Source organism: Devosia riboflavina, assembly GCF_000743575.1.
Taxonomy (GTDB): domain Bacteria; phylum Pseudomonadota; class Alphaproteobacteria; order Rhizobiales; family Devosiaceae; genus Devosia; species Devosia riboflavina.
This window is the reverse complement of record NZ_JQGC01000020.1, coordinates 51,462-76,207: the sequence shown is the minus strand read 5'-3', so window position 1 is coordinate 76,207 and position 24,746 is coordinate 51,462. Positions and strand designations below refer to the sequence as shown.

Here is a 24,746-nt window from a genome sequence, read left to right as displayed (position 1 = left end):
GAAGATCGCGTGTGCGGACATGCCGCCCTCCATGAAGTGCTAAAGACGAAACCGCCGCCGGGTCGACCCGGCGGCGGAAGAGCGATCGAAAGAATGGAACCGCGAAGGCCTTACTCGGCGGCGTCGCGGAAGCCCTCCTCGAATTCGTCGTCGGCACCTCCGCCGATCTCATCGACGTCCGTCACATCGTCATCCTCGACTTCCGTGACGGTGTTCTTGGCGAGCCATTCCGCGAGGCTGGTCGCGTCGGGGGCAAATAGCGCGGCTGGATGGACAAAATGACCCTCCTTGTAATGTTCGGCGAGCGCATCCCGCGTATCCTTGACCCGCGCCCGCGGCACCACCGGCGTATCGCTGCACGAAGCCTCGAGCGCCGGACGCGACAGGCAGGAGAGGAAGTCCTCTGTGCCCATATTGGCCAGAAAGCCATTGGCGCCGATGGCCGAGCCAGCGGCGATCGCCACGATGCCGGACTTGCTGATGTTCTCGCGGCACGAGAGCACGTCGATCAGAACGCCGCGGGCGGCGACGCGCAGCGCATTGGTGTCAGGGGCGAGCTTGCCCTCCCCATCGAAGAGGGTTGCCGCGTGCCGGCCGAGGCGTCCGCCAAAGCGGAAGTCACCGCCCGCGCCGGAGTCGACGCGCACGTTCTGTCCCGCGAAGGCGACAATGAGCAGTGCGAGCAGGGTGTGGTCCTCGATGGGTGCCCGCGCCAGCGCTTCATGCAGTGCGTCCGTGCGCAGGTCGCCGATCATTTCGACCCCCTTGCGCGTGACGTCGGGACGGGGCTTGGAGATGACGATCGTCTCGTCCGCGCCGCCGGCGTCGTTGGAGCCCTCACTTTTCTTCTTGGCCTCGGGTAGGCGAAAGTGGACCGACTTCACCTTGCCCTCGCGGTCAAGATACATCGCGGTGTGGTACGACTTTTTGGGCGTCCCATAAACGCGTTCTGCCTTGGGCGGCAGCTTGACCTCGCCATAGGTGTTGACGTCGGTGATGACGCCCTTCTTGGGCAGGTTCTGGGTCATCCACTCCTGTTGGGCGCCAAGGAAAGCTTCCACATCGGTGGTATAGCGACTGTCCTGGTCGGCGGGAGCGAACAAGTCCTCGACCCAGGCGATGCCGTAGGCCTGGGCAAGCTCGTCGCCAAAACTGGCGTCGCGCGCGTACATGCGGGTCCTGGCGAGGCCATTGGCGACACTCCACCACGAGACCTGCGGATCGCCCTTGGACGGCTTGTGCGCCTTCCAGACTTCCTTCTGATCCTCGAGCGACGCCGCCGCGATCGTGCGAAGCTGCCGCTCATCGGGCATGTCGCCCTTGGCCATGTGGTCCAGCATCGCCGGCAGCACACTGGCCAGTAGCCTGAGCTTCTTGATCTGGCGCACCGACTGGGCGAGCGCGATGCCAATCGCCTCCTCGGTCCAGCCGAGCGAGACGAGGCGCTCGATGGCGCGCCATTGATCGACCGGATTGAGTTGCTCGTGTGCGATCGTTGTAACCAACGAACGCATGGCGCCACCGTCCTCGGCGCGCGGAACGATCAGAACGGCGATTTCCTCTAGCCCGGCGGCAATCGCCTGCTTCACGCGGCGATGACCCTCATCGATGACGAAGCCGTTGCCGCCATCAGTTTCTGCGGTGACGACAGGCGGCTGCACGATGCCTACGGCCTTGATCGTTGCCAGCAGCAGGGCGTCGGCCTGCGGGCTGGACCTGGAGCGGCGCGCCTTGTCCGGATTGTCCGTGAGCGAGCGCGGATCGACAAATTTCAGTTCCATGGAGATGCTCCTTTAGGATTGCGGACACGGCCTTTGCCGGTCCTTGTCCGTCTTCTTCCCGAAGACACCCTCCGGCCCGCGGAGCGGGCGAACCGGTGCAATTGCGCCCGAGCATTCCTGCCCGGCTGGCCCAGCGGGGCGCCTTCAGCCCTGCGCAGGGTGACGGGCCGGGATCGCAAGGGAGCGATTGAGCGTCAGCGCCGGCGGATCGCCCGATCTGCGAGCAGGCTTATCCCCTCCTCATTCCGCCCTTTTTTGCTCCTCCCGAGCGTTGCAGTTCTGGCTAGGCTGCGGCGCGGGTGCCGGCGGGGACGATATCCTCGGCAAGCGATTTTTCGATCTCACCAAGTTGCCGGCGTTTGTCGGTCAACTCGGCAGAGAAGCTGAATTCTCCGCCCTCGCGCACTCGGTAGGAGGCGAGGCGCTGCTCGGCGTCAGAGAGGCGACGCCGATATTGTGCCCGCTCCTCCTCGAGGCCGACAAGGACATGCTCGAGCCGGGCGATTGCACCGAGCGGTGTGTTGGTGACCGGGAGTTCGATTTCAGTCTCGGCTCCGGTGCGCAGCAGCGCCGTGCTGTAGCTGTAGCCGTCCTGGCCGAAGCGCTGGCCGGAATATGCGAGCTCGAATCCGCCGATTGAGGCGATGATGGTCTCGTCCTCGTGCTGAAGCTGCACGAGGGTCAGAATCTCCTTCATCAGCGCCCGGCCGGCGAGCTTGCGCTCAGTGAGGCGCTCTTCGCCGACCGTCATACCGAAGGCGTTTCCGGCAGTCGGAACCAGACGGGCGAGGTCGTTGCCGACCTCGACAATCCGACGCGTCGAATACTCGATATCCCGCTCTGCATCCCGGATCTGGCGGCGAATCGCGAACTGATCGTCCTGATGGGCGAAGCGCAGGCGCTCGAGCCGGGCTATGTCGGCTTCAAGACCAGCTTTCTGCATCAGGCGCGGATCGCCAGACGCGATGGCCTTGGCCATGGCGAACTGGTTCGCCTGGCCTTCGCCGAGGTCTTCAAGCCGGCGGATCGAGGTGTCACCTGAGAGCGCCGCCGCGATGAAACGGGCCTTGCGCTCATTGTTCTGCCACATCTGGGCATCCATCGACCCCTCGGTGGCATAGGCGAAGATGTCGACGACATCGTGCTGGTTGCCCTGCCGCAGGATGCGGCCCTCGCGCTGCTCGATCTGGGAGGGCAACCAGGGGACATCAAGATGGTGCAAGGCCTTGAGGCGCAACTGCGCATTGACGCCGGTGCCCATGGTATCGGAGGAGCCGATCAGGAAGCGGATCTTGCCGGCGCGGACGTCGCCGAAGAGTCGTTGCTTGGCGTCGGACTTCTTGAAATCCTGCATGAAGGCGATCTCGGAGGTCGGCACACCGAGACGCACCAGCTCGTCGCGAATCCAGCGATAGGCCGAGAAGCCCCGTGTCTTCTCGACGTTGATGGTGCCGAGATCGGAGAAGATCATCTGCGCGGCGCCCGGCAGCTCGAAGGGCTTGCCGTCGGGACGGACATAGTCGTTGCCGGCGGTTTCCTGCCAGATGAGGAAAGCATTGGAAACGAGGTCGTTGAGCTTGTTGTCCGCCTCATTGTCATTGTCGGCATCCACGAGGCGCAAGTCGATCGCCGCATGGCGGCCATCGGTAATGACCGACAGCAGGATGTCGTCGCCAGGCTCGGGCGGCCCCTCGCGCTGCTCGATCGCCTTGATGCGGGCATCGAGCAGGACCTGATAGCGCTTGAAGGCGGCCGACGGCTTTGAGGTCCTGATCTGGCGCGCCCCGGTGGAGAGAGTTGGGATCTTGACGTAATCGCGCAGATCCTCGGGCATGACCACGTCCGCGAATGAGCGGAACATGGCGATAAGCTCGGGAACGTTGACGAAGGTGGCGAAGCGCGTGACCGGCTTGTATTTGCCGTTGGGCTGCAACTCGAGCTCGGTGGTGACATCGCCGAAGGTCGAGGCCCAGGCATCGAACTCGTGCAGGCCACGCTCAAGCAGCGCTGCGTAGCCGAGATAGCGCTGCACCGAGAACATTTCGCCCAGCGTGTTGGTGATCGGCGTGCCGGAGGCGAGCACGAGCGCCCGGCCTGGATTCTTCGTCTCGACGAAGCGGGATTTCACATAGAGGTCCCAGGCGCGCTGCGAGCCGTTGGGGTCGATGCCCTTGAGCGTCGCCATGTTGGTGGCGAAGGAGAGTTTTCTGAACTCCTGCGCCTCGTCGACGATGATCTGGTCGATGCCGATTTCCGAGATGGTGAGCAGATCGTCCTTGCGCGTCGCAAGCAACTCCAGGCGATCCTTGAGGCCCTCCTTCAGGCGCTCGAGGCGTTTGCGCGAGACACGGTCATCGCTCTCCACCTTGGTGAGCAGGGTCTCGTAGAGCTCGAGCTCATCCTGGATCATCTGCTGCTCGAAGGCCGAGGGTACGCTGATGAAGCGGAAGGCCGAGTGCGTGATGATGATAGCATCCCACGTCGCGGTCGCCGCGCGCGACAGGAAGCGGTGGCGCTTCTCCTTGGTGAAATTGGTCTCGTCGGCGACCAAGATGCGTGCGGTCGGATAGAGCGCCAGGAACTCGCGCGCCGACTGCGCCAGGCAGTGTCCGGGCACGACCAGCATGGCCTTGGCGATGAGACCGAGACGCTTCTGTTCTATGACCGCGGCGGCCATGGTCATGGTCTTGCCCGCGCCCACGGCATGGGCGAGGTAAGTCGAGCCCGCCGAGATGATGCGCCAGATGCCGCGCTTCTGGTGCCGATAAAGAGAAAAGGCGCCTGAGGCGCCCGGAAGCTGGAGGTGGTCACCATTGAAGCTTCGGGGCGCTATATTGTTGAAGCGGTCATTGTAGACCCGCGCCAAGCGATCCGTTCGATCAGGGTCGGACCAGATCCATGTCTGGAACGCCGTTTTGATCTTGGTCAGCTTCTCCTTTGCGGCTTCGGTATCGACGACGTTGAGCACGCGCTTCTCGCTGTCGCCGTCTTTGATGGTGTCGAAGATCTGCGGCACCCGGCTGTTGAGCGCGTCGGCGATGAGCTCGCCGGCATGGCGGCGTCCGGTGCCCCATTCCGATGTGCCGGCCGCCATATAGCCAAGCTGGCGGGCCTGCACTGTCCATGATGCCAGTTCCGGCATGTGACGGATCTTGATGTCGGCGCCCATGGCCTCCTTGACGAAGGCGACGACGTCGACCGCCGGAATCCAGGGTGCGCCGAGACGCGCGGTAATGTCGGACGGACCAAGATCGGCGGGCTGAACATCGACAAGCGCGCGGACGTTGCGTTCGAAGACGGGATCGAGGGTCGCGGCGGCCTCGGCAGCTTTGAGCTTGTCGCGGACCTGACCGGAGAGGTACGCATCGGCCGTCTGCCACGCCCCGGTTTCGGGGTCGCGATAGATGGCCTCGCCCAGTTCGGCGATAACAGCATCGGCATCCATTTGCAGCAGCCCGGCGATGTGATCGACGTCGGCCTGGCCGCGTTCGTTCAGCACCACGGCCAAGGCATCAGCGGCCGACGTGATGATAGGCGCCGAGGGTGGCGCGATCACCCGCTCGGTGAAAATCGGGCCTGGCCGCGCGGTATCGGTTTCGAGGTCGTAGTCCTCGATGGAGGCGACCAGCCAGCAATCGGGGTCATCGAGGAATGGTTGCAGGTTCGGCCGGCGATGCATCTCGCGAACCTCGCCGGTCTCGGGATCTTCGCTCGTCGACACCACGGTGGTGTTGATCGGCCCGAAGGCGCGCACGAAATTGGACCAGGCGATGCGCAGCTTGACCTGTGCCGGCTTCCACGACCGGTCGAGCTCTTGGGCCTTGAGCACCTCGCGCACCGCGTCACGAATGGGGATCAGTTTGCGGATGATGCGGGCATGTTTGTCGGGCACGCCGTCGGCGCTGCGCCCCTTGCGCACAGCAATGGTCACGAGAACCCCGTCCACCATCTGCATCAGCGCCGTGTTTGAGGCCATGAAGTAGCTGCCTTCGCGGGTGGCCGGGCTCGGGTCTCCGCCGTCTTCAACGGGCGCGCCGTGATCGGCGTCGAGGTCAATCGCATCGGGCTCGCCGTCATAGATGGTCTCCGGCAGATGGGAGATCGCCACCGGAAGGGCGTCTTCGAGGTCAACACCAGGCCGCGGCAGGCAGGTGTAGGTCTCACCGAATGGGCCCGACGTGATGGCATGCGCGCCAAGTACAAGATCCGGGTGGCGCGCGAACCAACGGTTCACGCGGATCGAGCCGTCGTCGCCGTTGGCCGGGCGGACTTCATCGACATCGATCCAGGCCATATCGCTCGCGACCTCTCCGGTCCGACGCTTCCGGAAAAAGAGAATGTCGACCACGACGTCTGTGCCGGCATCCGCGCGGAAGCTGCCCTCGGGCAAACGGATGGCGGCGACGAGATCGGCGGACCTGGCGATATGCGCGCGCGCCGATGCATCCGCCTTGTCCATGGTGCCCGCGCTCGTCACGAAGGCCGCGAGGCCACCTGACTTCAGCAGATCGATCGAATGGGCGATGAAATAGTCATGCAATCGCAGTCCCATCGAGCGATAAGCGCGATCAGAGTGCACCGTTCGATCCGAGAATGGCGGGTTGCCGATGACGAGATCGAAGCTGGCAGGCAGCTCGGCGCGGGCGAAGTCGGCATTGATGATGCGCGCCTGCGGCTGCAGTAGCCGGGCAATGCGCGCGGTGACGGGATCGATCTCGATGCCGGTGACATGCACCTGGTCGCGCAATTCCAGCGGCATCAGCGCGAGGAAAATGCCCGTGCCAATGCCGGGTTCGAGCACCCTGCCCCCACGCCAACCGAGCCGCATGAGGCCGGACCACATCGCCCGGACGATGAATTCGGGCGTGAAATGGGCGTACTGGGTGCAACGCGTCAGCGAGGCATAATCCTGGCTGGACACTGCATCCTCGAGGTCGGCGCCGATCTCGTCCCAGCCGTCCCGGAATGCCGTCTCGCCCGGACGCCGGAACACGGCATTGGCAAGGTCCGAGGCCCCGAAACCGGTGAAGCGGATGAGGCGGGCCTGTTCCTCGGGCGTGGCCGGGCGGTTTTCGGTCTCGATCTTCGCGGCGAGCTGGAGGGCCTCGAGATTATCGCGCGCGCGCTGCTTCCAGCCTTTGGCCAGGCCGCGATTGCCTTCGAGAAAGAAGGTCTGGCCGCGAGGCGTGGCGTCTGGTGTCGGGCGCGATGTTGAAGGGGTCGAAGGACCATTCGGTGACGTTGGCGCCGGTGCGGCGGCACCTTCTCTGTTCGGCGCCTCCTCGGTGACGCGGTCGTCGTCGAAGAGGCTGCCGAAGGCGGTAACGCCCAGGCCGAGCCCGGACGAAAGTGAGGTGTTGCTGAACAGGTCGAGGGTGAAGGGATCGTTGGACATGGGCGGTCTCCAGAGCAAAGGCGCGCGTGGCCGCTCGGCCGAAGGATATCGGTCGAGGGTCGGCGGCATGGATTTGGAAGAGGTCAGCGGGTGAGCAGCGAGAGAGCGATTTCGCTCTCGGTAAGCTGCACATTGAGGTGGGTCGCCCGCATGTTGCGGTCAAAGAGCGGGATCAGCCGGTCAGCTTCGATGAACTCGATACCGTCATCGGCGCCGAAATGGCGGCGCTTGTAATCCCACCAGTCGATATCGCCCTTGGGGTGGCACTGCTCGGCATAGATGACGAGAGCCTTCTGCCCCTCGGCTAGCTTGCCGTTGGACATGATGTAGACCCCCTCGTCGCCGACCAGCCAGATGCCGGGTCTCTCGCCCTGGCCCGGACGCGTGCCGTAGTAGGGATTGCGGAAGCCGCCATTGGCGGCGGCATCGGCAATGCCGCGCTCGACGATCTTGCGCACGGCCAGAATGGGAAATGTGAACATCGCTCACACCTCACGCTGCAACGCGGGTGGGGAGGTGCCGCAAATGGACGGGCAGCTTGGCAGCGATCTCTTCATCGGTGAGATCGTCGAGCAGCTTGAGCTCGGTCGTGCCCAAGCCATAGGCGAGAATGGTGCGCTTGCCGCGATGCTGGGGGAGGAACCTGTCCCCGGCATAGCCACGATACTCATCATGGGTTTCGCTCCAAACATGCTCGAGACGCTCATCATGCGTCATGGCCTTCACCGGCCAGCATTCGCGTTCGACGATTCCGTCGCGCATCTCGACCGGGGAACGAGCCTGGGCGAGGTCACAATAGGCGTGGAAATAGCGGGTCTTGCCGTCGATCCGCAGCGTGTAGAAGACGCTGGTCACCGAGCCGGTGAGGAATTCGCGCATGGCGAACATTTCCCCGCGCATCCAGAGCGGCGGCAGGATGTCGAGCATATAGTCGTGTTCGGCGCGCGCGATCTCGAACCACTCGCCGGCAAACAGCGCGCTATCGTCATTCTCCCAGCGATTGGGCCGCTGCGCATGGCGGTCGAACAGGCGGAACATTTGCCGGCGATCAGCGACGCCGAAGTAGATTTTGCGGATGGAGGTGTGAAGGGTCATAGGGAGCTCCTGGCCACTTGCGGGCCGGAGCGCGGTTCATCCCTTGCGGATTACCATCATCTTCAGCCCTTCCGGACCCCTCCCCCGCGACCGCCTCTCCGACCGGGCGGGTCAAGGGCCGGCGCAGCCGGGCGTGAGCTTCACCCTTGACGCGGTCGGCGGGCATGCGGCACTCCGCCTTTCCCCTCCATTCCTCCTGCCTCCCCCATCCCTTTCAGATCCCCGTTCCAGTCGTCCGCCAGGGGACGCAACCGCTCCGCGCTGCACCCGACCTCTCCGGCGAGGGTCATAAGCCTTTGGGCATAGACGTCACCCTGCTTGTTGTTGTCTGTGGCGGCAACGAGCTGGATCCCCGGCCGGTTGACCAGCGCCCGGATTGCCGCGTTGGTGACCGGCGACCAGCCACCGCCGGTGCTGAGATAGAGCGTGTCGGAGCGGAGACCCTCGATCGCCGCGAGGCTCATGGCGTCGATCGCCGCCTCGGTGACGCAGAGGCGAAGCGCATCGCGGTGGCCAAGTCGGAACAGCACCTTGGCGCCGCCAGTGGCAAAGCCACGCCAGTCCGGACCCCGCTCCTCCCACCCGGTGACGATGCCGTCGGCATCTTTGTGCGCCGCCCACATGCTGCCACGCGGGCCTTCGCGCAACGAGCCTGCCGCGATCACGGCTCGAAGAACCGGTTCGGTAAGACGACGTGCCTCGATAAGATAACGCCAGGTGGCTGATCCGCGCCATGGATTGCGGCGGGCCTGCCAGCGTTCTGGAATCGACAGATCGGGCTCTCGCTCCCGTGACTGTCGGTCCCATTGGGGTGTAGTGGGCACGAACCCGACCAGCCCGGTGACTTCTTTCATGGCCTCGATGAAAGGCACGCCGTTGAGATGTTCGACGAGACGGAAGACATCACCCTTGCCGTCCGAGAGAGGGTCGAACCAGCCCCTCCCGTCATGGATGACGATAATAATTGCCGCATCGCGCCGAAATTTCATTGCCCGGCGCGTGCTTTCCTTGAGGTCGAGCGCAAATCCCGTGCGTTCGAGGACGGCCGCGCAGGGCACCTTGTCCTTCAGCCTTTCTAGCTCTGCTTTTTCCATTCTTGCCCGCGCCCTCGTCGCGCTCCCTTCTCTTCGATACCGCCCGGGATTTTCCTGAGCAGGAGCCGGACGCCGCGAAGAGCAAGGCGGGCAAGGGCGCGGCCGGCAACCCAGCGTTTGTACCGGTTGGCGCAAACATGAGGCCGCGGCGCAGCTTCCCTTGCCCGGTGCTGCGCGCAAGCGGTAAGGAGCAAGTCCCCATCTACGGCGATCCTCTTTCGCGTGAGGGATGAAAGCCCGAAGGGCGAAGACCCGCATAGCGAGCCTTCGGCTCGCCGACAGCCCGGCTCTTGGGAGGAGACCGCACCAAATCTTTGGTCGTAGCGCACAGCCAATGAGATCATTCCATTGCGCGATAGGCTCTTAGGCCCCCAGCAATGTATCGCGCATTTTTGTAACCCATTGCGCGCAAAGTGTCAGCGGACAGGGCACCTCGATTATTCGCATTACAGTAGCAGAGGATGGTCGCATTAAGGTCGGGCACTGCTGCTTCAATGTTCATTTCTAGCTTTCCACGGCTGACGTTAATTGACCCCGTGATATGATCAGCCTGATGCTCTTCGCTATCTCGTATGTCGAGCAGTAGGGCGCCTTCATTCACGAGGCCCTCAACCTCATGGGCCGAGACACCCGAAACACGTGATTGAGCCTCATCGGCGAGGGCTTGGAATTTTTCCGTATAGGCCATGTGGTGAACTCTCTATTTTGTTGTGTTCCAAAGAAGATGTAGCTGTCCAGATTTGATGCCTGCGACACTCACTATGCCGTTGGCAATGGCGCAAGGCGGCGGCAGTTAGTAGTCAGCCCGCATTGAGGTCCCTAGATACCCATTGGGAATTCTGCGCCGAACATCGACCCCATGCTGCGGTCGGCAGCTCAATCGTTGGCTCGTCAGAGGTTGCCTCGACGCAGTTCCGTGAGTTTCCAAAGTTGTCTCGCTCTATCCCCCGAACGGCAGTATGCCAGGACAGGCTTCCGCAACTTGAGCGAAAGCCGAACGAACTCACGCAGTTGCCCGTCGTTGGGCGGCGATGCAGACGGCAAGTGGACTATCGCAATTCCCGCCAAATCAGCAGCCCGAGCCATCTCCTCAAAGGCAGGCTGCCCAGGATCTTCATCGTCATAACGTACGTCCAGCACTGTTCGAAAACCGGCACTCTTGGCGTCCGCCAGGTCGGAAGGCAAAAGCTGACTTGAGATGGCATAGCTGGGAGAAAGTCTTATCGGCTTGATCATGGACGCAACCTCCAAACAAGCGCCAGCACCGGCGACGATTGGCCGATCCGTGCGCTCTCGGCCCGGCGCCCGTAGTCGCGTGGGGTCCGACAAATCGGAGTGACCATCTAAAGGCCTAGCGCCAGACGGATGATCAAGCCAACCGCTAGAATGGTGCCAACACCCATGGCCCATAGCGCCACGAACCAGCCGACCTGCTTCAGGGATTTTTGCACATGCATCAGTGGTAGCCCTCCTCCGGGTCGATTTTTCCACGGAAGACCCAATAGGCGTAGCCGGTATAGGCCAGGATCACCGGTACCAGCACCGATGCGCCGACCAAGAGGAACATCAAGGAGCTGTCCGGCGCTGCGGCTTCTTCTATCGTGAGCGCACCTGGCACCATGTAGGGGTAAAAGCTGATCCCGATCCCGATAAAGCTGAGCACAAATAGGCCCAGCGCGGCCAGAAAAGGCTGAAGGTGCTTGTCAGTGGTCAATCCCTGCCAGAGCGCGAAGGCACATACGGCAAGCAGCATGGGAACGAATGCAGAGAAAAACGCCGTGGGCCAGCCGAACCAGCGTTCGAAGTAGATCTGGTCGATGAACGGGCTCCAAAGCGACACGACGCCGATCAGCGCAATCGTTGCACCACCAGTCCACATAGCGATGCGGCGGGACCTTGCCTGCAAGTCGCCTGAGGTTTTGAGATTGAGCCAAGTCGCACCTAGCAAGGCGTAGCCCACGGTGACCGCGGCGCCAGTTATGAGGGAAAACGGCGTTAGCCAATCCCACCACCCGCCGGCATAGGCCCGGTCAACGATCTCGATACCCTGTACCAGCGCTCCCAGTGCAATGCCCTGCGTGAATGCGGCGACGGTCGAGCCGAGCCAGAAACCTATATCCCACCAGATCGAACCCCTGGTCGTCCGCCAGCGGAACTCGAAGGCAACGCCCCGAAAGATCAGCCCGAGCAGCATTAGAATAACCGGCATGTAGAGCGCGGGCAGGACAGTGGCATAAACGACGGGAAAGACCGCCATCAGCCCGCCGCCACCCAGAACCAGCCAGGTTTCGTTGCCATCCCAAACCGGAGCGATGGAGTTGGTCATGATGTCCCGGTCGTGCCTATCCCTGAAGAACGGGAACAGGATACCGACGCCCAGATCGAAGCCGTCGAGCACCACATAGGCAAGCACGGCAAAAGCGATGATGCCTGCCCAGACGGTGGGAAGATCAATCTCCATGATTTACGCCCTCACGAATGGTGGTTTCCTGGGCGGGTCCCGGCGTTATACCAGCTGCCCGCGTCGGACCGAGATCGAGTTCGTGATCCACTTCCATGACCGGCGGACGTCTGAACAGCCGGAACAGGTAAAAAACGCCGGCGCCAAACACAATGAAGTAAACGATGACGAAGGCGACCAATGATGCCCCAACGGCGGGTGCAGCGACCGGCGAAAGGCTTTCGGATGTCCGCATCAGCCCATAGACCGTAAAGGGCTGCCGCCCCACCTCGGTCGTGAACCAACCTGCAAGCACGGCGACAAATCCGGAAGGGCCCATGACGAGTGCGGCGCGATGCAACCAGTGGTTGGTGAAAAGCGTCTTGCGCCAGCGCGTCCATAGCGACCACATTCCGATGCCCAGCATGGCAAAGCCGATGCCCACCATGATGCGGAAAGCAAAGAAGGGAATCGTCACCGGTGGCCGGTCCTCGACAGCGAACGCATCGAGACCGTCGAGCGGCGCATTCAGGTCGTGCTTGAGAATAAGCGAAGAGGCTTTGGGGATCTCAATGGCGTAGTCGATCCGCTCTTCTTCCTCGTTGGGGATGCCGAAAAGGATTAGTGGCGCACCGTCGGGATGACTTTCATAGTGCCCCTCCATTGCAGCGATCTTGGCAGGTTGATGCTCCAATGTGTTGATGCCATGCATGTCGCCCGCCAGGATCTGCATCGGCGTCACGATCGCCGCCATCCACATTGCCATGGAGAACATGATCCGTGCCTGGCGGTTGTCCCGATCCTTTAGCAGGTGCCAAGCACCAACCGCACCAACAGCGAATGCTGTGGTCAGGAATGCGGCAAGCACCGTGTGGACGAGCCTATAGGGGAAAGACGGGCTGAAAACGATTGCCCACCAATCTTCCGGCACGAAATTGCCGCTGGCATCGATCGAAAAGCCCTGGGGCGTATGCATCCAACTGTTGACCGAAAGGATCCAGGTAGCGGAAATCAAGGTGCCAATGGCGACGGTCACCACTGCCACCATGTGAAGCGTGTCGCCGACGCGCTTGCGGCCAAAAAGGGCAATCCCCAGAAATCCGGCCTCAAGAAAGAACGCCGTCAGCACTTCATAGCCCATCAACGGACCAATGACCGCCCCGGCACGTTCCGAGAAGGCGGACCAGTTGGTCCCGAACTGGTAGCTCATGACTATGCCAGAGACGACGCCCATGCCGAAAGTGACGGCAAATATGGTCTTCCAGTACTCGAAAAGCTTGAGGTAGGCCGGGTCACGCTTCCACAGCCAAAGGCCGTTCAGCACGGCCAGATAGCTGGCCGTGCCGATGGAAAACGCCGGAAATATGAAGTGAAAAGAAATAGTGAAGGCGAACTGGATGCGCGCCAGAATTTCTGCAGTCTGTCCAAAATCCATCTGGCACTCCCCGATATACAGAAAGCTAAATCTTGGTCATGCGCAAGTAAGGACGAAGTTCGTTCCAGCCCTGCGGAAACAAAGTTTTGGCTTCATCATTCTTGATTGAGGGTGGGATAATGACATCCTGCCCAGGCTGCCAATCCGCAGGCATGGAAACACGGTTCTTGTCACTGGTCTGCAGCGCCATGATGACGCGAATGATCTCATCAAAATTGCGACCAATGCTAAGCGGATAGGTCATGGTCAACCGCACCTTCTTGGCGGGATCGATTATAAAAACCGAGCGGACCGCGGCGGTCTCGCTTTGTGAAGGGTGGATCATCTCGTAGAGCTTGGCAATCCGCAGGTCCGGATCGGCAACGATCGGAAAGCGCAACACGGTATTCTGGGTTTCGTTGACATCAGAAATCCAGCTGAGGTGTTCCTCGACCGAGTCGGTCGACAAACCGATAGGTTTGGTATTGAGCTCGGCAAAGCGTTCCGCTAGCTGCGCCGTGCGGCCCATTTCCGTCGTACAGACGGGCGTGAAATCACCTGGATGGCTGAAAAAGAAGGCCCAGGAGGAGCCGATCCACTCATGAAAATTTATAGGTCCGGTGGTGGTGTCGGCGTCGAAATCGGGGGCGGTTTCGCCGATACGGATAGTCATGACGTACTCCTTTAATATTTACTCATTCATATATTCTGTAATTCTTATATATAAAAGAGTAGATTGAACGGTGCGCGCTTTGACCGCACCCGCTAAGGACGACCGTCACGGCAAAATGCTAATGGCGCATAACATTTCCCAGCGCAGAAATTGCCGCACGCGGACGTGCCGAGAGACCGAGCCGCCACGTGTTGAGCAGCACACTGAGCGAACTGAACAGCATGGCCAATGCCGCGGTCAGCGGTGTCATCATCCCCGTAGCGGCGAGAGGCACCAAGACAACATTATAAACGGTGGCCAGAACGATGTTCTCGTTCACCGTCGCCACCGTTCTGCGGGAGAGCCTGACCAAAGGCGCGATAGCTCGGATTCCCTCGTCGACGATCGCGACGTGGGCCGTGCTCGACGCCGATGCATGTGCGGATCGAACCGATAGCCCACATGCTGATGCTGCCAAGGCAGGACCGTCATTAATACCGTCACCGACGAAGAGTACAGGTCTTCCTGCCGCTCTTACAAGGTCTGCTTTTTCGGCTGGAGTGCATCCTGCATGGACCAGACCCGATGCGATGCCAACAGCCTCTGCCACGCGATGCGCCGGATTTGCGTTGTCTCCCGTTGCAATGGAACACAGGATACCAAGTGAAGAAAGCGCCCCAATTGCTGCAGATGCGCTTGGGTCGATAGGGTCATCCACAAGGATATGACCGACAAGTTCATTGTCCCGAAGCACCTGCAGTACGGTGCCGGAAGCATCCGACGTGTTTTGCGCGCCTGCCACGGAAATTACGGCACCGTCCGGTGTAATTGCGGACGCTCCGCGATCCCAGCGCGTACCGCCCTCCCCCATCTCCGAGCCATGCGCTCTGATGATGGATCGGGCCAACGGATGGTCGATCCCGGTTTCTGCATGAGCGGCCATAGCCAGGACTTCTTGCTCGCTCCAACCGTCGCTTGCCGTGATCGAAATCACACCCGGCATCCCGATCGTCAGCGTCCCGGTCTTATCAAAGATTGCGTCTTTCACTTCAGCTAACCGCATGAACCCTACAGGGTCCTGGATTCGAACGCCAAACCTCGCGGCTGCTAGGGTTGCTCTCACCTGCGCCAGTGGCGCCGCCAAAGCCAGGGCGCATGGGCAAGCACCCACGAGCAGCGTCAGAGCTCGGCTGGCTGCCACTTCGAAGCCAACGCCGGTTAGGAACGTCGCGACGCCGACGACGATGGCAAGCGCCGGGATCACGATTGAAAGACGACGGGCCCAAAGGTCAGTACGAGTAGAGTCGTGTCCACGACGGGCGATCTCGACAGCTATCCTCCCGCCCATACGGTCAATATCCCTGTCGCCCGGATCGCGATCGACCCTTAGTTGAAGTCGTCGTGTGAGGTTGATGGTTCCTGCCTCTACCCGCTCTCCCGGCCCGACGTCGGCAACCCTGCTTTCCCCTGTAAGTGCAGCGCGGTTGACCGAAGAGGAGCCCGTCAGGACGACACCATCCACGCTGGACGTCGACCCTGCTTCGACAACCACGGTGTCGCCTACAACAAGAGAAGCCGCCGGAACAGTTTCGACGCTGCCGTTTTCAGTCACCCGATTGGCCAGATCTGGGCTGGCTGCGTCCATGGCAGTTATGGCCGCTACCGCACCTTTCCGAACCCATAGGTCGATAAGCCGCCCGACAAGCAGCAAGGTGATGAGCATTGCGGCCGTATCGAAATAAACCGACGTCGATCCGCTCAACAGGTGGCTGATGGAAAGCAGAACGGAGCCCAGCACGCCCAAAGTCACCAGAAGATCGATACCGAGGTCACCCAATCTGAGCGACTTCCAGGCCATTGCAACGATATCGGCCCCAGCATATGCGACGACCGGCATTGCCAGCAGACCCGACCCAAGGGCAAGTGCTCGCGAGACCGTCGCATCCCCCTGGGGCATTGCATAAAGAGCGATGGCGGCGGCCATTGACCACATGCCGAAGAATACGGCCACCGCAAGCCGGCGGGCCACCAAATCGAAATCCCGTTGCAGGCGGGCGGCGGTTAGCTCAGGACGGCTTTCGGGGACAAGTTGATATCCGGACTGTCGAACCCGTTCCGCGATCGCGGTCATATCGGTGACTTCATCAGTCCATCTCACCAGCATCGATGCCGTGAGATAGTGGACGGATGCCTGGTCCACACCGGTCATTTGTCTTATCCGGTGTTCCAGACCTCTGGCACAGGCGCCGCAGGACATACCGTCGATTCCAAACAGCCGGGTTGTCATCGACGCAGTAGCCATCACACCCTCACTGAACGGGCGCTGGTGCCGGTGTGCCACCTATGGGTGCCGAGGGGCGAGGCGTTCCTGTCCCAAGCAATACGCCGTTCAAAATCTTGCCATAGTAAGTCTCCTCACCGGCGTGGTCCTTGGCCGCTGCCTCCTCTACCGTGCCGGTTTGACGAGGGTCCTTGGGTCGTTCGTGGCTGTTAAGATACGCCGCGACATCCCATGCTTGCTGATCAGTCAGCCGACCCGGTTGACCGAGCGGCATATTGGCTTTGATGAAGCCTGCGGCGGTGTTGACCCGCGCCATGCCTGCCCCCCAATTATATGATTGTGGTCCCCATAGCGGCGGGAAGGTATAGCGTCCGTTCGCGTCTTGCTGTCCCTGGCCATCGGCGCCATGGCAAGCTGCACAATTGGCCTGAAACACATCTTCGCCCCGTGCCGGGTCGTATCCCTGCTCCGGCAACTCCAACGCCGGGTACCCGGCCCCCGCAGGCTTGACGTTGGTTGCAGCGCCGGTAGCCAGCCAGTGCATATAAGTCTGCAGATTGCGGTATATGTCGTCACCCGCGGGTGGCGGACCGCCGCTGATCGAATCCTGGGCATTCATCGAATAGGTGAAGCACCCCTTTATCCGATCTTCCATTGTATTCATCGAGTTGTTCTTGGATCGGAACAACGGATAGGTGACCCACGCCGCCCACATAGGCGCCGAGTCAGCACGTCGTCCCCCATCAAGATGACAATTTGCGCAGGACAGCGAATTGCCGACATGATCGGACGCGTTGGTCCCGGTGTTCTTGAAGATTTCCATTCCCAATCTGATGGCGTCACCCGCCGGACCATCCGGGATATCCGCTTCAGACGGTGGTTCAAACATGGCAGTGGCTGTTTCGGGAGCGTCGGCCGGCTCACCCCAGCTCCTGATCAAATCGAAGTCGAACACGAGAAGTCCCGCAGCGAAGAGCCCCAGGCCACCACCGACTGCAAAAATCCATCGCAGGGCGCGTCTTCCCGATCTGGGACGGTCACGGCCCTCGTGGCCCTCCACCTCTCGGCGTTCTTGGTCCATGTCATTCATCTTCATCATCTCCCGCTGGCCCTCCGGTGGCCGGAACCGGAGGCAGTGTCGCAAGGTAGTCCGCTACCGCGCGACGATCGTCGTCGTCGAGGGCAATCGCGATATGATTCATCAGAGCCACCGGAGCATTGTCGCGCTGCCCTCCGGCCCACGCGGCAAGCTGTGCCGCGGTATAGGCTGGATGCTGGGCCGCCAGTGACGGGAACCCCGGAGCGACGCCGAAACCGGAAGGTCCATGGCATGAGAAGCATCCGGGAACGTCGAGGGACCAGTCCCCTTCAAGTGCCAACTGTTCCCCACGTTCCAGGTCTCCCCCCAACGAGGGGGCAGCGTTGGATGGAGAGCGCAGCCTGGAATAATAGTTGCCCAACCCTGTCATCTCATCCTCAGTCAAGGTCGAGGCCACAAGCGTCATGGTTTCGTTGTGGCGATCGCCGGCCACATAATCCTTTAGCTGCTTGGCAATATAGCCCGACGGCAAGCCCGCCAGGCGAGGAACCGTCTCGCCCCCTTGTCCTTCCGATCCATGGCAAGACGAACAGGCCCAAGCCGGCCCTCGACCGTCATTTATCAGTTTCAGGACGGCCGGATTGGCGCTCTCGATAGATCCGGATCGCGCAGGTGGTTGAGATGGCAAAGTGGTATCAAGCACGGCTGCGATTTCTTCTCCACCGAACCAGCTGCCGCGGTTGGGGTATTTCGAGCGTTGCTCGGCCACGAAATCACTGTCGATCGCCAGTTGTGAAGAGTGAGGCGCACCGAACCTGTTTCGGGCATAGTTCACAATGGCTGCGATCTCCTGATCCGGAAGCACGCTCGAAAAACTGGGCATGTGGCCGTTGAACTGTCTTCCCGCGACGCTGATCGGTCCGTCGATCCCGTGGAGCAGGATCTGCGTCATGACCTGAGGTGCAGCGGCGACGAATTCGGAGCCCATTAGAGGTGGTACAGCGTTTCGCACGCCAACCCCGTTGGGCTGGTGACATGTGGCACATCGAGCCTCGAACAGGACCGCACCGGAATCTGTGCCCAGTGCCGGTTGGGCAGCCAGATCATCAGCACGCTCCTGTTGCCCAACACCAACCGCTTGACCGTTCTGGTAGAGCGTCAATCCTCCCCAAAGTGCCAAGGCAACGGCGATGGAGAGGACAGGTATGGGGATCGTCCGGGGCTCTTCATAAGGCTCGAACGATTCATCGGGTGGCGTCGGGTCGGGTCGACGGTTGCGTTTCATGGCTTGCGTCCCTCATCATCGGGTTCCGCATAGCCGTCGTCCCTTACCGCGTCTGGCAAGGCGGGATAAGTGCGGTCAAGGCCCTGAAGATAGGTCACTAGGTCAAGCGCTTGCTGGCTGGCGACGAAGACCCCGTTCTGCGCAGCGTAACCTGGCGGCAGCGCCACCACCACATCTCCTGGCTCCGCTGCGGGTTTCTGCTCGAACAGGAACGGGTATGCCGGCATGATACTCCAATCAAAGATCGCACGCGGCTGTAGAAGGTGAGTCAGGTGCCAGGCCTGACTGGGAAGCCTCGCGCCAACATTGAGCAAATCCGGGCCGGTGCGCATCGTACCGAGCTGATGGGGTTGATCGTAAACGTAATCGGACGCAACCGAAGCACGGCCCCATCCACGTTGATCATCAGGCGCCTGATCGGACGCCCTAGGCTGCTGGCTGTGGCAATAGAGGCAGCCAAGGGAGACATACTGCTCCCGACCACGCAGTTCAGCTTGGGTGTAAGGGAGCAATCCTGGTGACGGGGACTGGGATCGGATCTGCATGCCTGGAACGACGACGAGCATCAACGTCGCAAAGGCGAGGATACCAAGAGCAACGATCGAAAGCGGGAGTAGACGGTTCATGATTCTGTGGCCGGAGCGGTGGATGCCGGAGCAGGCGGGCGCTGGGCGTCGGCGGGCTTCATCACCAGCATCGCGACTATGTTGAACGCGAAAACCAGATGGCCAACCGTCATCAGACTACCACCGATGGAGCGTGCCTCGAGATATGGCATCAGCAGGGTGACGCTGTAGGCAAACGGACGAGTAATGTCGAGCATCGCCAGGCCCTGGAAAACGCCACCTACCGTAAGCGCAACGAAATAAATCGCGAAGCCGACCACCACGAACCAGAAATGGACATTTAACAGGCCAGGCCATGGCCATTGTCGGCCGGTCAATCGCGGCATCATGTGGTAGATAGCGCCAAACATGATAAAGCTGACGAAGCCATAAGCGCCAAGATGGGCATGACCCACCGTATATTGGGTGAAGTGGGTTACCGTATTGACGGTACGAAGCGCTTCGATTGATCCCTGGAATGATGCGGCCGTGTAGAGCACTGCCCCCAAGGATATGAACCTCAGGGGCACCGATTGCCGAACTGCCCACCAATTGCGTGCGACAGTGACGTGCTGGTTTACTGCCACGGCGATCACGGGGACGAACATCATCACGCTGTGGACGATGGAAAGCGTAGCGACCCATGTGGGAACGGGGCCGCCTATCAGGTGGTGGATGCCAACCTGGCTATAAAAGAGTGCCAACCCCCAAAACCCCAGCAAAGAAAGGCTGTAGGAGTAGATCGGCTTCCCGATGATCTTGGGGATGAAATAGTAGGCGGCGCCGACTCCCAAAGGCGTGAGCCATAGCCCAAGCACGTTGTGCGCGAACCACCAGTTCACCGTCGCCTCTTCGACGCCGGAATGAATGAACGGAAAATTTGCGATGACGAAAAGAACGGGAAACCAGCACAAGGCCGCGAGAAAATACCAGCCGCTGACATAGATGTGGTGCACGTTCCTGGCGACAGCCGTCGCAACGATTGGCACCACGAAAAACGAACCGGCCACGGCTAGCACGATATCTATCTGCCAAGGGATTTCCAGCCACTCTTCGCCGTCCGTCCAACCCGATGCTATAGCGAGCGCTCCCGCCAGAACGCCAAGGTTCCATAGCCCGGCACCGATGATCGGCAGCTTGGGATATTTTAACGCAGTATGAAATATGCGCGGGACGATCCACATCACCACGCCGATGCCGGCAAGGGACAGCCATCCATAAATTACCAGGTTCAGGTGCAGAGTGCGGACCCGACCGAAGGTCAGCGCTGCTTCCCCACTTAGCCAATCGGGCCAATGCAGCTTGAGCGAAGCCGTCAGGCCAAACACCGATCCCAAAATCAGCCAGAAGACAGCACCAGTCAACAATACCAAAACCGGCAATCTCGAAATCTTGTCGATGCCGGCTCGCTCTACATCGAAGTGGTGCTCGCCGTGTGCTGTGTCTGGCTCGCCCTCAAAAGCCGCATCGTCGGGGGCACCTGCCTCACCAGGCGTGAAAATGGTGTAGGCGTTGTCTTGAGTGGCGGACAACTGGTGGTTGGCTATCGCCCAAATCAGGAATGCCAGGGCCGCAATGGACACCACGAAACTGAGAGAGAGAAGTAGACCGATCGTGACGGACATTGGTCAGCTCCTCCGCTGTGTCTCTTTTCGACGATGCCACGCCGCTGGATTGAACGCGCGACTTGGTTACTGGATGCATGCGCCTCGCGAACCTTAAGTGAGTCTTAAGGAACTGCGGACGTCTACATGTTTGTCCTTGCAAGGAACGAACGGGAGCTGCCTGGATCGCTTCCGGCTGGAAAATACAGCTTCAATTGTGTGTCGCGTGTCTTTTTCTGACTAATCGCATGGCCAGCCAAACGGCCATCACCGCCGCCGGCGCCGCTATCGAAAGAATAAGCACCTTATCCAGGTGAAGAATGCCCAAGGGACCTGCCAGCATGTATCCAAGGATGCCGATAAGGTAATAACTTATCGCGATCGTCGACAGGCCTTCGACGGTACGCTGCAGACGGAACTGGCTTTCGGCCGTTGACGCAATGGTATCCAGAACAGCCTTGTTCTGTACCTGCATGTCGAGACCGATGCGCGCATTCAAGAGCTCGATAGAGTTGGCGATCTTGCCGGAAAGGACATGAAGGCGCTTTTCCATGGCCGCGCAGGTAGCCAATGCGGGCTCGACACGATCGCCTATATAGCCGGCAAGCGTCGAACCTTGATCCCGCGGTATCTCATTAAGCTCTGACAGTCGATTGCGCAGCACTGCCCCGTAGGCGCTCGATGCCGCAAATCTGTACCCCATACGCTCGCCCAACTGACCCGTCTGAACCGACAGCGCATGTAGTCGATCAAGCGAGCTTTGAACCGAGTCGGTGGCGTGTCCCAGAGATTCCGTTACCGCCGTCAGTTCCTCTTCGGCAGCGCGCAAAGCAGGCGACAGTTGCCGCGCAAGCGGTAATCCCATGAGAGCCATGACCCTATAGGTCTCGACTTCCAATAGTCGCCGGACCATGACGGATCGCTTGAAGCTAGTCAGATTTCCGCATGCTGCTTCCAGCCTTGTGAACCCGTCCTGGTTGACGACGAAGTCGGTGGCCACTTCTCCCGCATCGTCAGCCACCCCTGCCAAGCACAGACTGGTGAGCTGAAATCCAGGCAAAAGTGCCGGATCGACGCGCATACCCCCCGTGACGTCGATGCGACTCGCCGCCACAAATTGACCATTCTGAAGCGCCTCCAGGCACAAGCACGGTGGCCAGTTCTCCTGGTCCGTCAGTTCGGATAGCCAACTGACGGTTATGAACTCGGTATGGAACTCCCAAGTGATGGCAAGATCGTCGCAACGATAGCTGAATTGCCGGCCATCGTGCTCAGGGAGCTCAACACCGCGAGCCGCGACTGCCTCCCGAAAGCGGGCGATCGCCTGCCGCATGACGTCTGGCGTCGGTGGCATTGCGAACACCAACCTGCGTGCACGAAGGGTTGCGCCGACCAACTCCACGGGTCGGGCGTGCAACTCAGCCTCAATAGCTGCGCGGTGCTGATGGTCGGCAATGAAATCAGGCTTCATCCCGAGTCCACTTGAGGATATCTGAACTGCTCATCGCGCCTGAAACACGCGCGACCTCCTTACCGCCCTTGAACATGATCATGGTCGGTATGCCGCGAATTCCCAGACGGGACGCTATTTCTTGGTTTTCATCGGAGTTCAGCTTGACGAAGCGCAACGCGGGCTCTGCCTGTCTTGCCGCTGCCTCGAATTGGGGGGCCATGACGCGGCAAGGCCCGCACCAGGGCGCCCAGATATCGACCACGACCGGGATGTCGGATTTTGCGATCTGCTTTTCGAGAATGGCGGCCGGAACATCAGCCGGCACACCGGAAAAAAGAGCCACGCCGCACTTCCCACATTTGGCGCTGCGGGCGCTCCCTGAGCTGGGAACGCGATTGGTAGCACCGCAAAACGAACAGACGACGTGAGGAAGATCGCTCATTCCATTTCCTCCTAAGTTCCGGTTTGTTCGGGCCGTAGTTCCGTGGTCCGTAGCCTTACGTCGGCGATTGCCAGCATCGCCTGGTGGTGGCTGAGATGAACTTGGCCACTGAGATGATCCAAGAACTCTGTGCCTGCGAGCCGGTCCATTACCGGACCCTTGACCTCGGAGAGATGAAGTCGAACACCGAGATCGGCGAGCCGGTGGTGAATGGCCTCGAGGCTTTCGAGCGCCGACATGTCGATGGCATTGACGGCTGAGCACATGAGCACAACATCCGTCAGCCCAGGATTGGCGGCGACCTGATTGATCACCAGATCCTCGAGGTAGCGCGCATTGGCAAAGTAGAGGCTTTCGTCAACGCGAATAGAGAGGACGCCAGGCATAGTATCGACCTGGTGCCGCTTCACGTTCCGGTAGTGCTCCGTGCCGGGCACTTGGCCCACGATCGCGGCGTGTGGCTGGGAGGAACGATAGAGAAAAACCAGGATCGAAGCGCCCACACCCAACGATATACCCACTTCAACGCCCAACAACAGAGTGCCCAACAGCGTGATGGCGACGGCAGCGAAGTCGGCCTTGGAGTAATCCCATGCACGCTTGAGGATGGAAAAATCCACCAGCGTCAGCACGGCGAGCACAATGGTGGCAGCCAGCGTCGCCTTGGGCAGGATGGCGAGAAACGGGGTCAACAGCAGCGTGGCACCGGCGATACCGATTGCGGTAAATGCCCCAGCTGCAGGCGTTGCAGCACCGGCGTCGAAGTTGACCACCGACCGAGCAAAACCGCCAGTCACAGGATATCCGCCACCGATGGCTGCTGCGATATTGGACGCACCCAGACCAATCAGTTCCTGGTTGGGCGAAATACGTTCGCGGCGTTTGGCGGCAAGAGTTTGCGCCACGGAAATGGACTCGACGAACCCGACGATCGAAATAATAAGTGCAGGCATGGCCAACTGCTGGATGACAGCGATATCGAACGCGGGCAGCGACAGCATAGGCAGGCCTTGAGGGACATCACCCACCAGTGCAACGCCCCTTGCGCCAAGATCAAGAAACACGGAAAGCGCCATGGTCAGGAAGACGACGAGCACCGGACCGGCGCGCACGACGATGGTCGCGACGCCTTTAGGGACTCCGAAGCGTGCAAGCCAATTCTTGAGATCAAGCCGGATCCAAAGCAGGAGAGCCAGTGCTAGAGCACCGATGGCGAGAGTGTACCAGTTCACCTGACCAATATTGGCGATGATCGACATGATTAGGTCGGGCATGGCGTGCCCTTCCGTCTTGATACCGAGCAGGCCGCCGATCTGGCTCGTGGCAATGATGATGCCAGAAGCCGTTATGAACCCTGAAATAACTGGATGGGACAAAAAGTTGGCGACAAACCCGAGACGTAGTAGGCCCATGAGCGCCAGCATGATGCCCGACAGAAAGGCGAGCATTATGGCTGCGCTCGCGTAGTCAACCGTTCCTTCCGCCGCGATACGGCCCACCGCTGCGGCCGTCATGAGCGAAGCCACCGCGACGGGACCAACCGCCAATGCAGACGAAGTGCCAAATATTGCGTAGGCAACCAGAGGGAGCACCGATGCATAAAGGCCCACTTCCGGCGGCAGGCCGGCCAATAGCGCATAAGCCAGCGACTGCGGGATCAGCATGATGGTCACGATGATCGCGGCGACAAGATCGCTGGTGAGCGTCTGGCGGTTATAGCGCCGACCCCAATCAAGAATGGGAAAATAGGACTTCAGGTGCATCAATGTACTCAGTCTGAGAGGGGTTCAGCCCGGTTGGGAGAGCCCGGGGAGATCACTTGCCAAGCGTGGCGTAGAGGCTGCCAGCACGAGCGCCAGAGCGACAGTAGCCGAGCATGGGCTTGGGCAGCTTCTCCCAGGCATCGTGGAAGCGAATGATCTGGCCTTCGCCCAGAGGGCCAGAGACGGGTATGTGCACGATGCTGATGCCGGCGGCCGCAGCCGCCTTAGCCACTTCATCAAAGCTGGGCTGGCCGCCTTCCTCATTGTCGGGGCGGGCGCAGACGATAGACTTGAAGCCTGCGTCGGCGACAGCCTGCATCTGCTCAGGCAAGATCTGGCCGGTGGCGGAGAAATCTGGAGCGATTTGACGGATGTTCATGGGTCGGTCCTTTCTTGGTTTGCT

The 24,746-nt window shown here is 60.7% G+C and carries 19 protein-coding genes; all 19 read right to left on the bottom strand.

All coding sequences use genetic code 11. From position 1 onward, the window contains the following. Positions 1-110 precede the first annotated feature (110 nt). Positions 111-1,781: a ParB N-terminal domain-containing protein gene (locus JP75_RS18755; RefSeq protein ID WP_035085928.1), complete on the bottom strand. Its 1,671-nt coding sequence runs from the start codon at positions 1,779-1,781 to the stop codon at positions 111-113. A 283-nt stretch (positions 1,782-2,064) separates the two neighbouring features. Next, positions 2,065-7,176 carry an N-6 DNA methylase gene (locus JP75_RS18750; RefSeq protein ID WP_035085927.1) on the bottom strand — a complete coding sequence of 1,704 codons (5,112 nt, stop codon included), beginning with the start codon at positions 7,174-7,176 and terminating at the stop codon, positions 2,065-2,067. Between the two features lie 83 nt (positions 7,177-7,259). Then, on the bottom strand, positions 7,260-7,658 hold the full coding sequence (locus JP75_RS18745) for a DUF3085 domain-containing protein (RefSeq protein ID WP_035085926.1): 399 nt from the start codon (positions 7,656-7,658) through the stop codon (positions 7,260-7,262). Positions 7,659-7,668: 10 nt separating this feature from the next. After that, the gene (locus JP75_RS18740; protein ID WP_035085924.1) at positions 7,669-8,271 is read right to left on the bottom strand and encodes a DUF1419 domain-containing protein; all 603 of its coding nucleotides are present in this window, start codon (positions 8,269-8,271) and stop codon (positions 7,669-7,671) included. A 140-nt stretch (positions 8,272-8,411) separates the two neighbouring features. Then, positions 8,412-9,365, bottom strand: coding sequence for a DUF3991 and toprim domain-containing protein (locus tag JP75_RS18735; protein WP_035085922.1), 954 nt, complete (start codon positions 9,363-9,365; stop codon positions 8,412-8,414). Between the two features lie 340 nt (positions 9,366-9,705). After that, a complete protein-coding gene (locus tag JP75_RS18730; protein ID WP_035085920.1) occupies positions 9,706-10,053 on the bottom strand; it encodes a rhodanese-like domain-containing protein in 348 nt (115 codons plus the stop codon). A 203-nt stretch (positions 10,054-10,256) separates the two neighbouring features. Beyond that, positions 10,257-10,601, bottom strand: coding sequence for a protein tyrosine phosphatase family protein (locus tag JP75_RS18725; protein WP_051960923.1), 345 nt, complete (start codon positions 10,599-10,601; stop codon positions 10,257-10,259). Between the two features lie 220 nt (positions 10,602-10,821). Then, positions 10,822-11,826 (bottom strand): cytochrome d ubiquinol oxidase subunit II, encoded by a 1,005-nt coding sequence (gene cydB, locus JP75_RS18720; protein WP_035085918.1) that lies wholly within the window; start codon positions 11,824-11,826, stop codon positions 10,822-10,824. Continuing rightward, on the bottom strand, positions 11,816-13,240 hold the full coding sequence (locus JP75_RS18715; RefSeq protein ID WP_035085917.1) for a cytochrome ubiquinol oxidase subunit I: 1,425 nt from the start codon (positions 13,238-13,240) through the stop codon (positions 11,816-11,818). Before JP75_RS18715 ends, cydB begins: the two co-directional genes overlap by 11 nt. A gap of 25 nt (positions 13,241-13,265) precedes the next feature. Continuing rightward, entirely contained in the window at positions 13,266-13,892 is a 627-nt protein-coding gene (locus tag JP75_RS18710; protein ID WP_035085915.1) for a peroxiredoxin, read from the bottom strand. 118 nt (positions 13,893-14,010) lie between these two features. Further along, the gene (locus JP75_RS18705; protein ID WP_280114002.1) at positions 14,011-16,128 is read right to left on the bottom strand and encodes a heavy metal translocating P-type ATPase; all 2,118 of its coding nucleotides are present in this window, start codon (positions 16,126-16,128) and stop codon (positions 14,011-14,013) included. 52 nt (positions 16,129-16,180) lie between these two features. Then, positions 16,181-17,242, bottom strand: coding sequence for a c-type cytochrome (locus tag JP75_RS18700; RefSeq protein ID WP_082093708.1), 1,062 nt, complete (start codon positions 17,240-17,242; stop codon positions 16,181-16,183). After that, complete coding sequence (locus JP75_RS25490) at positions 17,235-18,476, bottom strand: c-type cytochrome (RefSeq protein WP_051960922.1); 1,242 nt, start codon at positions 18,474-18,476, stop codon at positions 17,235-17,237. The genes JP75_RS18700 and JP75_RS25490 overlap by 8 nt, the downstream gene beginning before the upstream one ends. Further along, complete coding sequence (locus JP75_RS18690; protein ID WP_035085911.1) at positions 18,473-19,102, bottom strand: cbb3-type cytochrome c oxidase subunit II; 630 nt, start codon at positions 19,100-19,102, stop codon at positions 18,473-18,475. The genes JP75_RS25490 and JP75_RS18690 overlap by 4 nt, the downstream gene beginning before the upstream one ends. Next, on the bottom strand, positions 19,099-20,706 hold the full coding sequence (locus JP75_RS18685; RefSeq protein WP_046133985.1) for a cbb3-type cytochrome c oxidase subunit I: 1,608 nt from the start codon (positions 20,704-20,706) through the stop codon (positions 19,099-19,101). The genes JP75_RS18690 and JP75_RS18685 overlap by 4 nt, the downstream gene beginning before the upstream one ends. A 190-nt stretch (positions 20,707-20,896) precedes the next feature. After that, complete coding sequence (locus JP75_RS18680; protein WP_035085909.1) at positions 20,897-22,156, bottom strand: DUF3422 domain-containing protein; 1,260 nt, start codon at positions 22,154-22,156, stop codon at positions 20,897-20,899. Then, positions 22,146-22,580, bottom strand: a complete 435-nt coding sequence (gene trxC, locus JP75_RS18675) for a thioredoxin TrxC (RefSeq protein WP_035085908.1) — start codon at positions 22,578-22,580, stop codon at positions 22,146-22,148. The genes JP75_RS18680 and trxC overlap by 11 nt, the downstream gene beginning before the upstream one ends. Before the next feature lie 11 nt (positions 22,581-22,591). Continuing rightward, positions 22,592-24,343, bottom strand: coding sequence for a SulP family inorganic anion transporter (locus JP75_RS18670; RefSeq protein WP_046133984.1), 1,752 nt, complete (start codon positions 24,341-24,343; stop codon positions 22,592-22,594). A 52-nt stretch (positions 24,344-24,395) separates the two neighbouring features. Next, complete coding sequence (locus JP75_RS18665) at positions 24,396-24,722, bottom strand: protein tyrosine phosphatase family protein (protein ID WP_035085907.1); 327 nt, start codon at positions 24,720-24,722, stop codon at positions 24,396-24,398. Positions 24,723-24,746 lie beyond the last annotated feature (24 nt).

Coding starts and splice junctions, on each gene's coding strand:
- JP75_RS18755 (WP_035085928.1), bottom strand. CDS start 1,781: ATGGAACTGAAATTTGTCGATCCGCGCTCGCTCACGGACAATCCGGAC.
- JP75_RS18750 (WP_035085927.1), bottom strand. CDS start 7,176: ATGTCCAACGATCCCTTCACCCTCGACCTGTTCAGCAACACCTCACTT.
- JP75_RS18745 (WP_035085926.1), bottom strand. CDS start 7,658: ATGTTCACATTTCCCATTCTGGCCGTGCGCAAGATCGTCGAGCGCGGC.
- JP75_RS18740 (WP_035085924.1), bottom strand. CDS start 8,271: ATGACCCTTCACACCTCCATCCGCAAAATCTACTTCGGCGTCGCTGAT.
- JP75_RS18735 (WP_035085922.1), bottom strand. CDS start 9,365: ATGGAAAAAGCAGAGCTAGAAAGGCTGAAGGACAAGGTGCCCTGCGCG.
- JP75_RS18730 (WP_035085920.1), bottom strand. CDS start 10,053: ATGGCCTATACGGAAAAATTCCAAGCCCTCGCCGATGAGGCTCAATCA.
- JP75_RS18725 (WP_051960923.1), bottom strand. CDS start 10,601: ATGATCAAGCCGATAAGACTTTCTCCCAGCTATGCCATCTCAAGTCAG.
- cydB (WP_035085918.1), bottom strand. CDS start 11,826: ATGGAGATTGATCTTCCCACCGTCTGGGCAGGCATCATCGCTTTTGCC.
- JP75_RS18715 (WP_035085917.1), bottom strand. CDS start 13,240: ATGGATTTTGGACAGACTGCAGAAATTCTGGCGCGCATCCAGTTCGCC.
- JP75_RS18710 (WP_035085915.1), bottom strand. CDS start 13,892: ATGACTATCCGTATCGGCGAAACCGCCCCCGATTTCGACGCCGACACC.
- JP75_RS18705 (WP_280114002.1), bottom strand. CDS start 16,128: ATGTCCTGCGGCGCCTGTGCCAGAGGTCTGGAACACCGGATAAGACAA.
- JP75_RS18700 (WP_082093708.1), bottom strand. CDS start 17,242: ATGAATGACATGGACCAAGAACGCCGAGAGGTGGAGGGCCACGAGGGC.
- JP75_RS25490 (WP_051960922.1), bottom strand. CDS start 18,476: ATGAAACGCAACCGTCGACCCGACCCGACGCCACCCGATGAATCGTTC.
- JP75_RS18690 (WP_035085911.1), bottom strand. CDS start 19,102: ATGAACCGTCTACTCCCGCTTTCGATCGTTGCTCTTGGTATCCTCGCC.
- JP75_RS18685 (WP_046133985.1), bottom strand. CDS start 20,706: ATGTCCGTCACGATCGGTCTACTTCTCTCTCTCAGTTTCGTGGTGTCC.
- JP75_RS18680 (WP_035085909.1), bottom strand. CDS start 22,156: ATGAAGCCTGATTTCATTGCCGACCATCAGCACCGCGCAGCTATTGAG.
- trxC (WP_035085908.1), bottom strand. CDS start 22,580: ATGAGCGATCTTCCTCACGTCGTCTGTTCGTTTTGCGGTGCTACCAAT.
- JP75_RS18670 (WP_046133984.1), bottom strand. CDS start 24,343: ATGCACCTGAAGTCCTATTTTCCCATTCTTGATTGGGGTCGGCGCTAT.
- JP75_RS18665 (WP_035085907.1), bottom strand. CDS start 24,722: ATGAACATCCGTCAAATCGCTCCAGATTTCTCCGCCACCGGCCAGATC.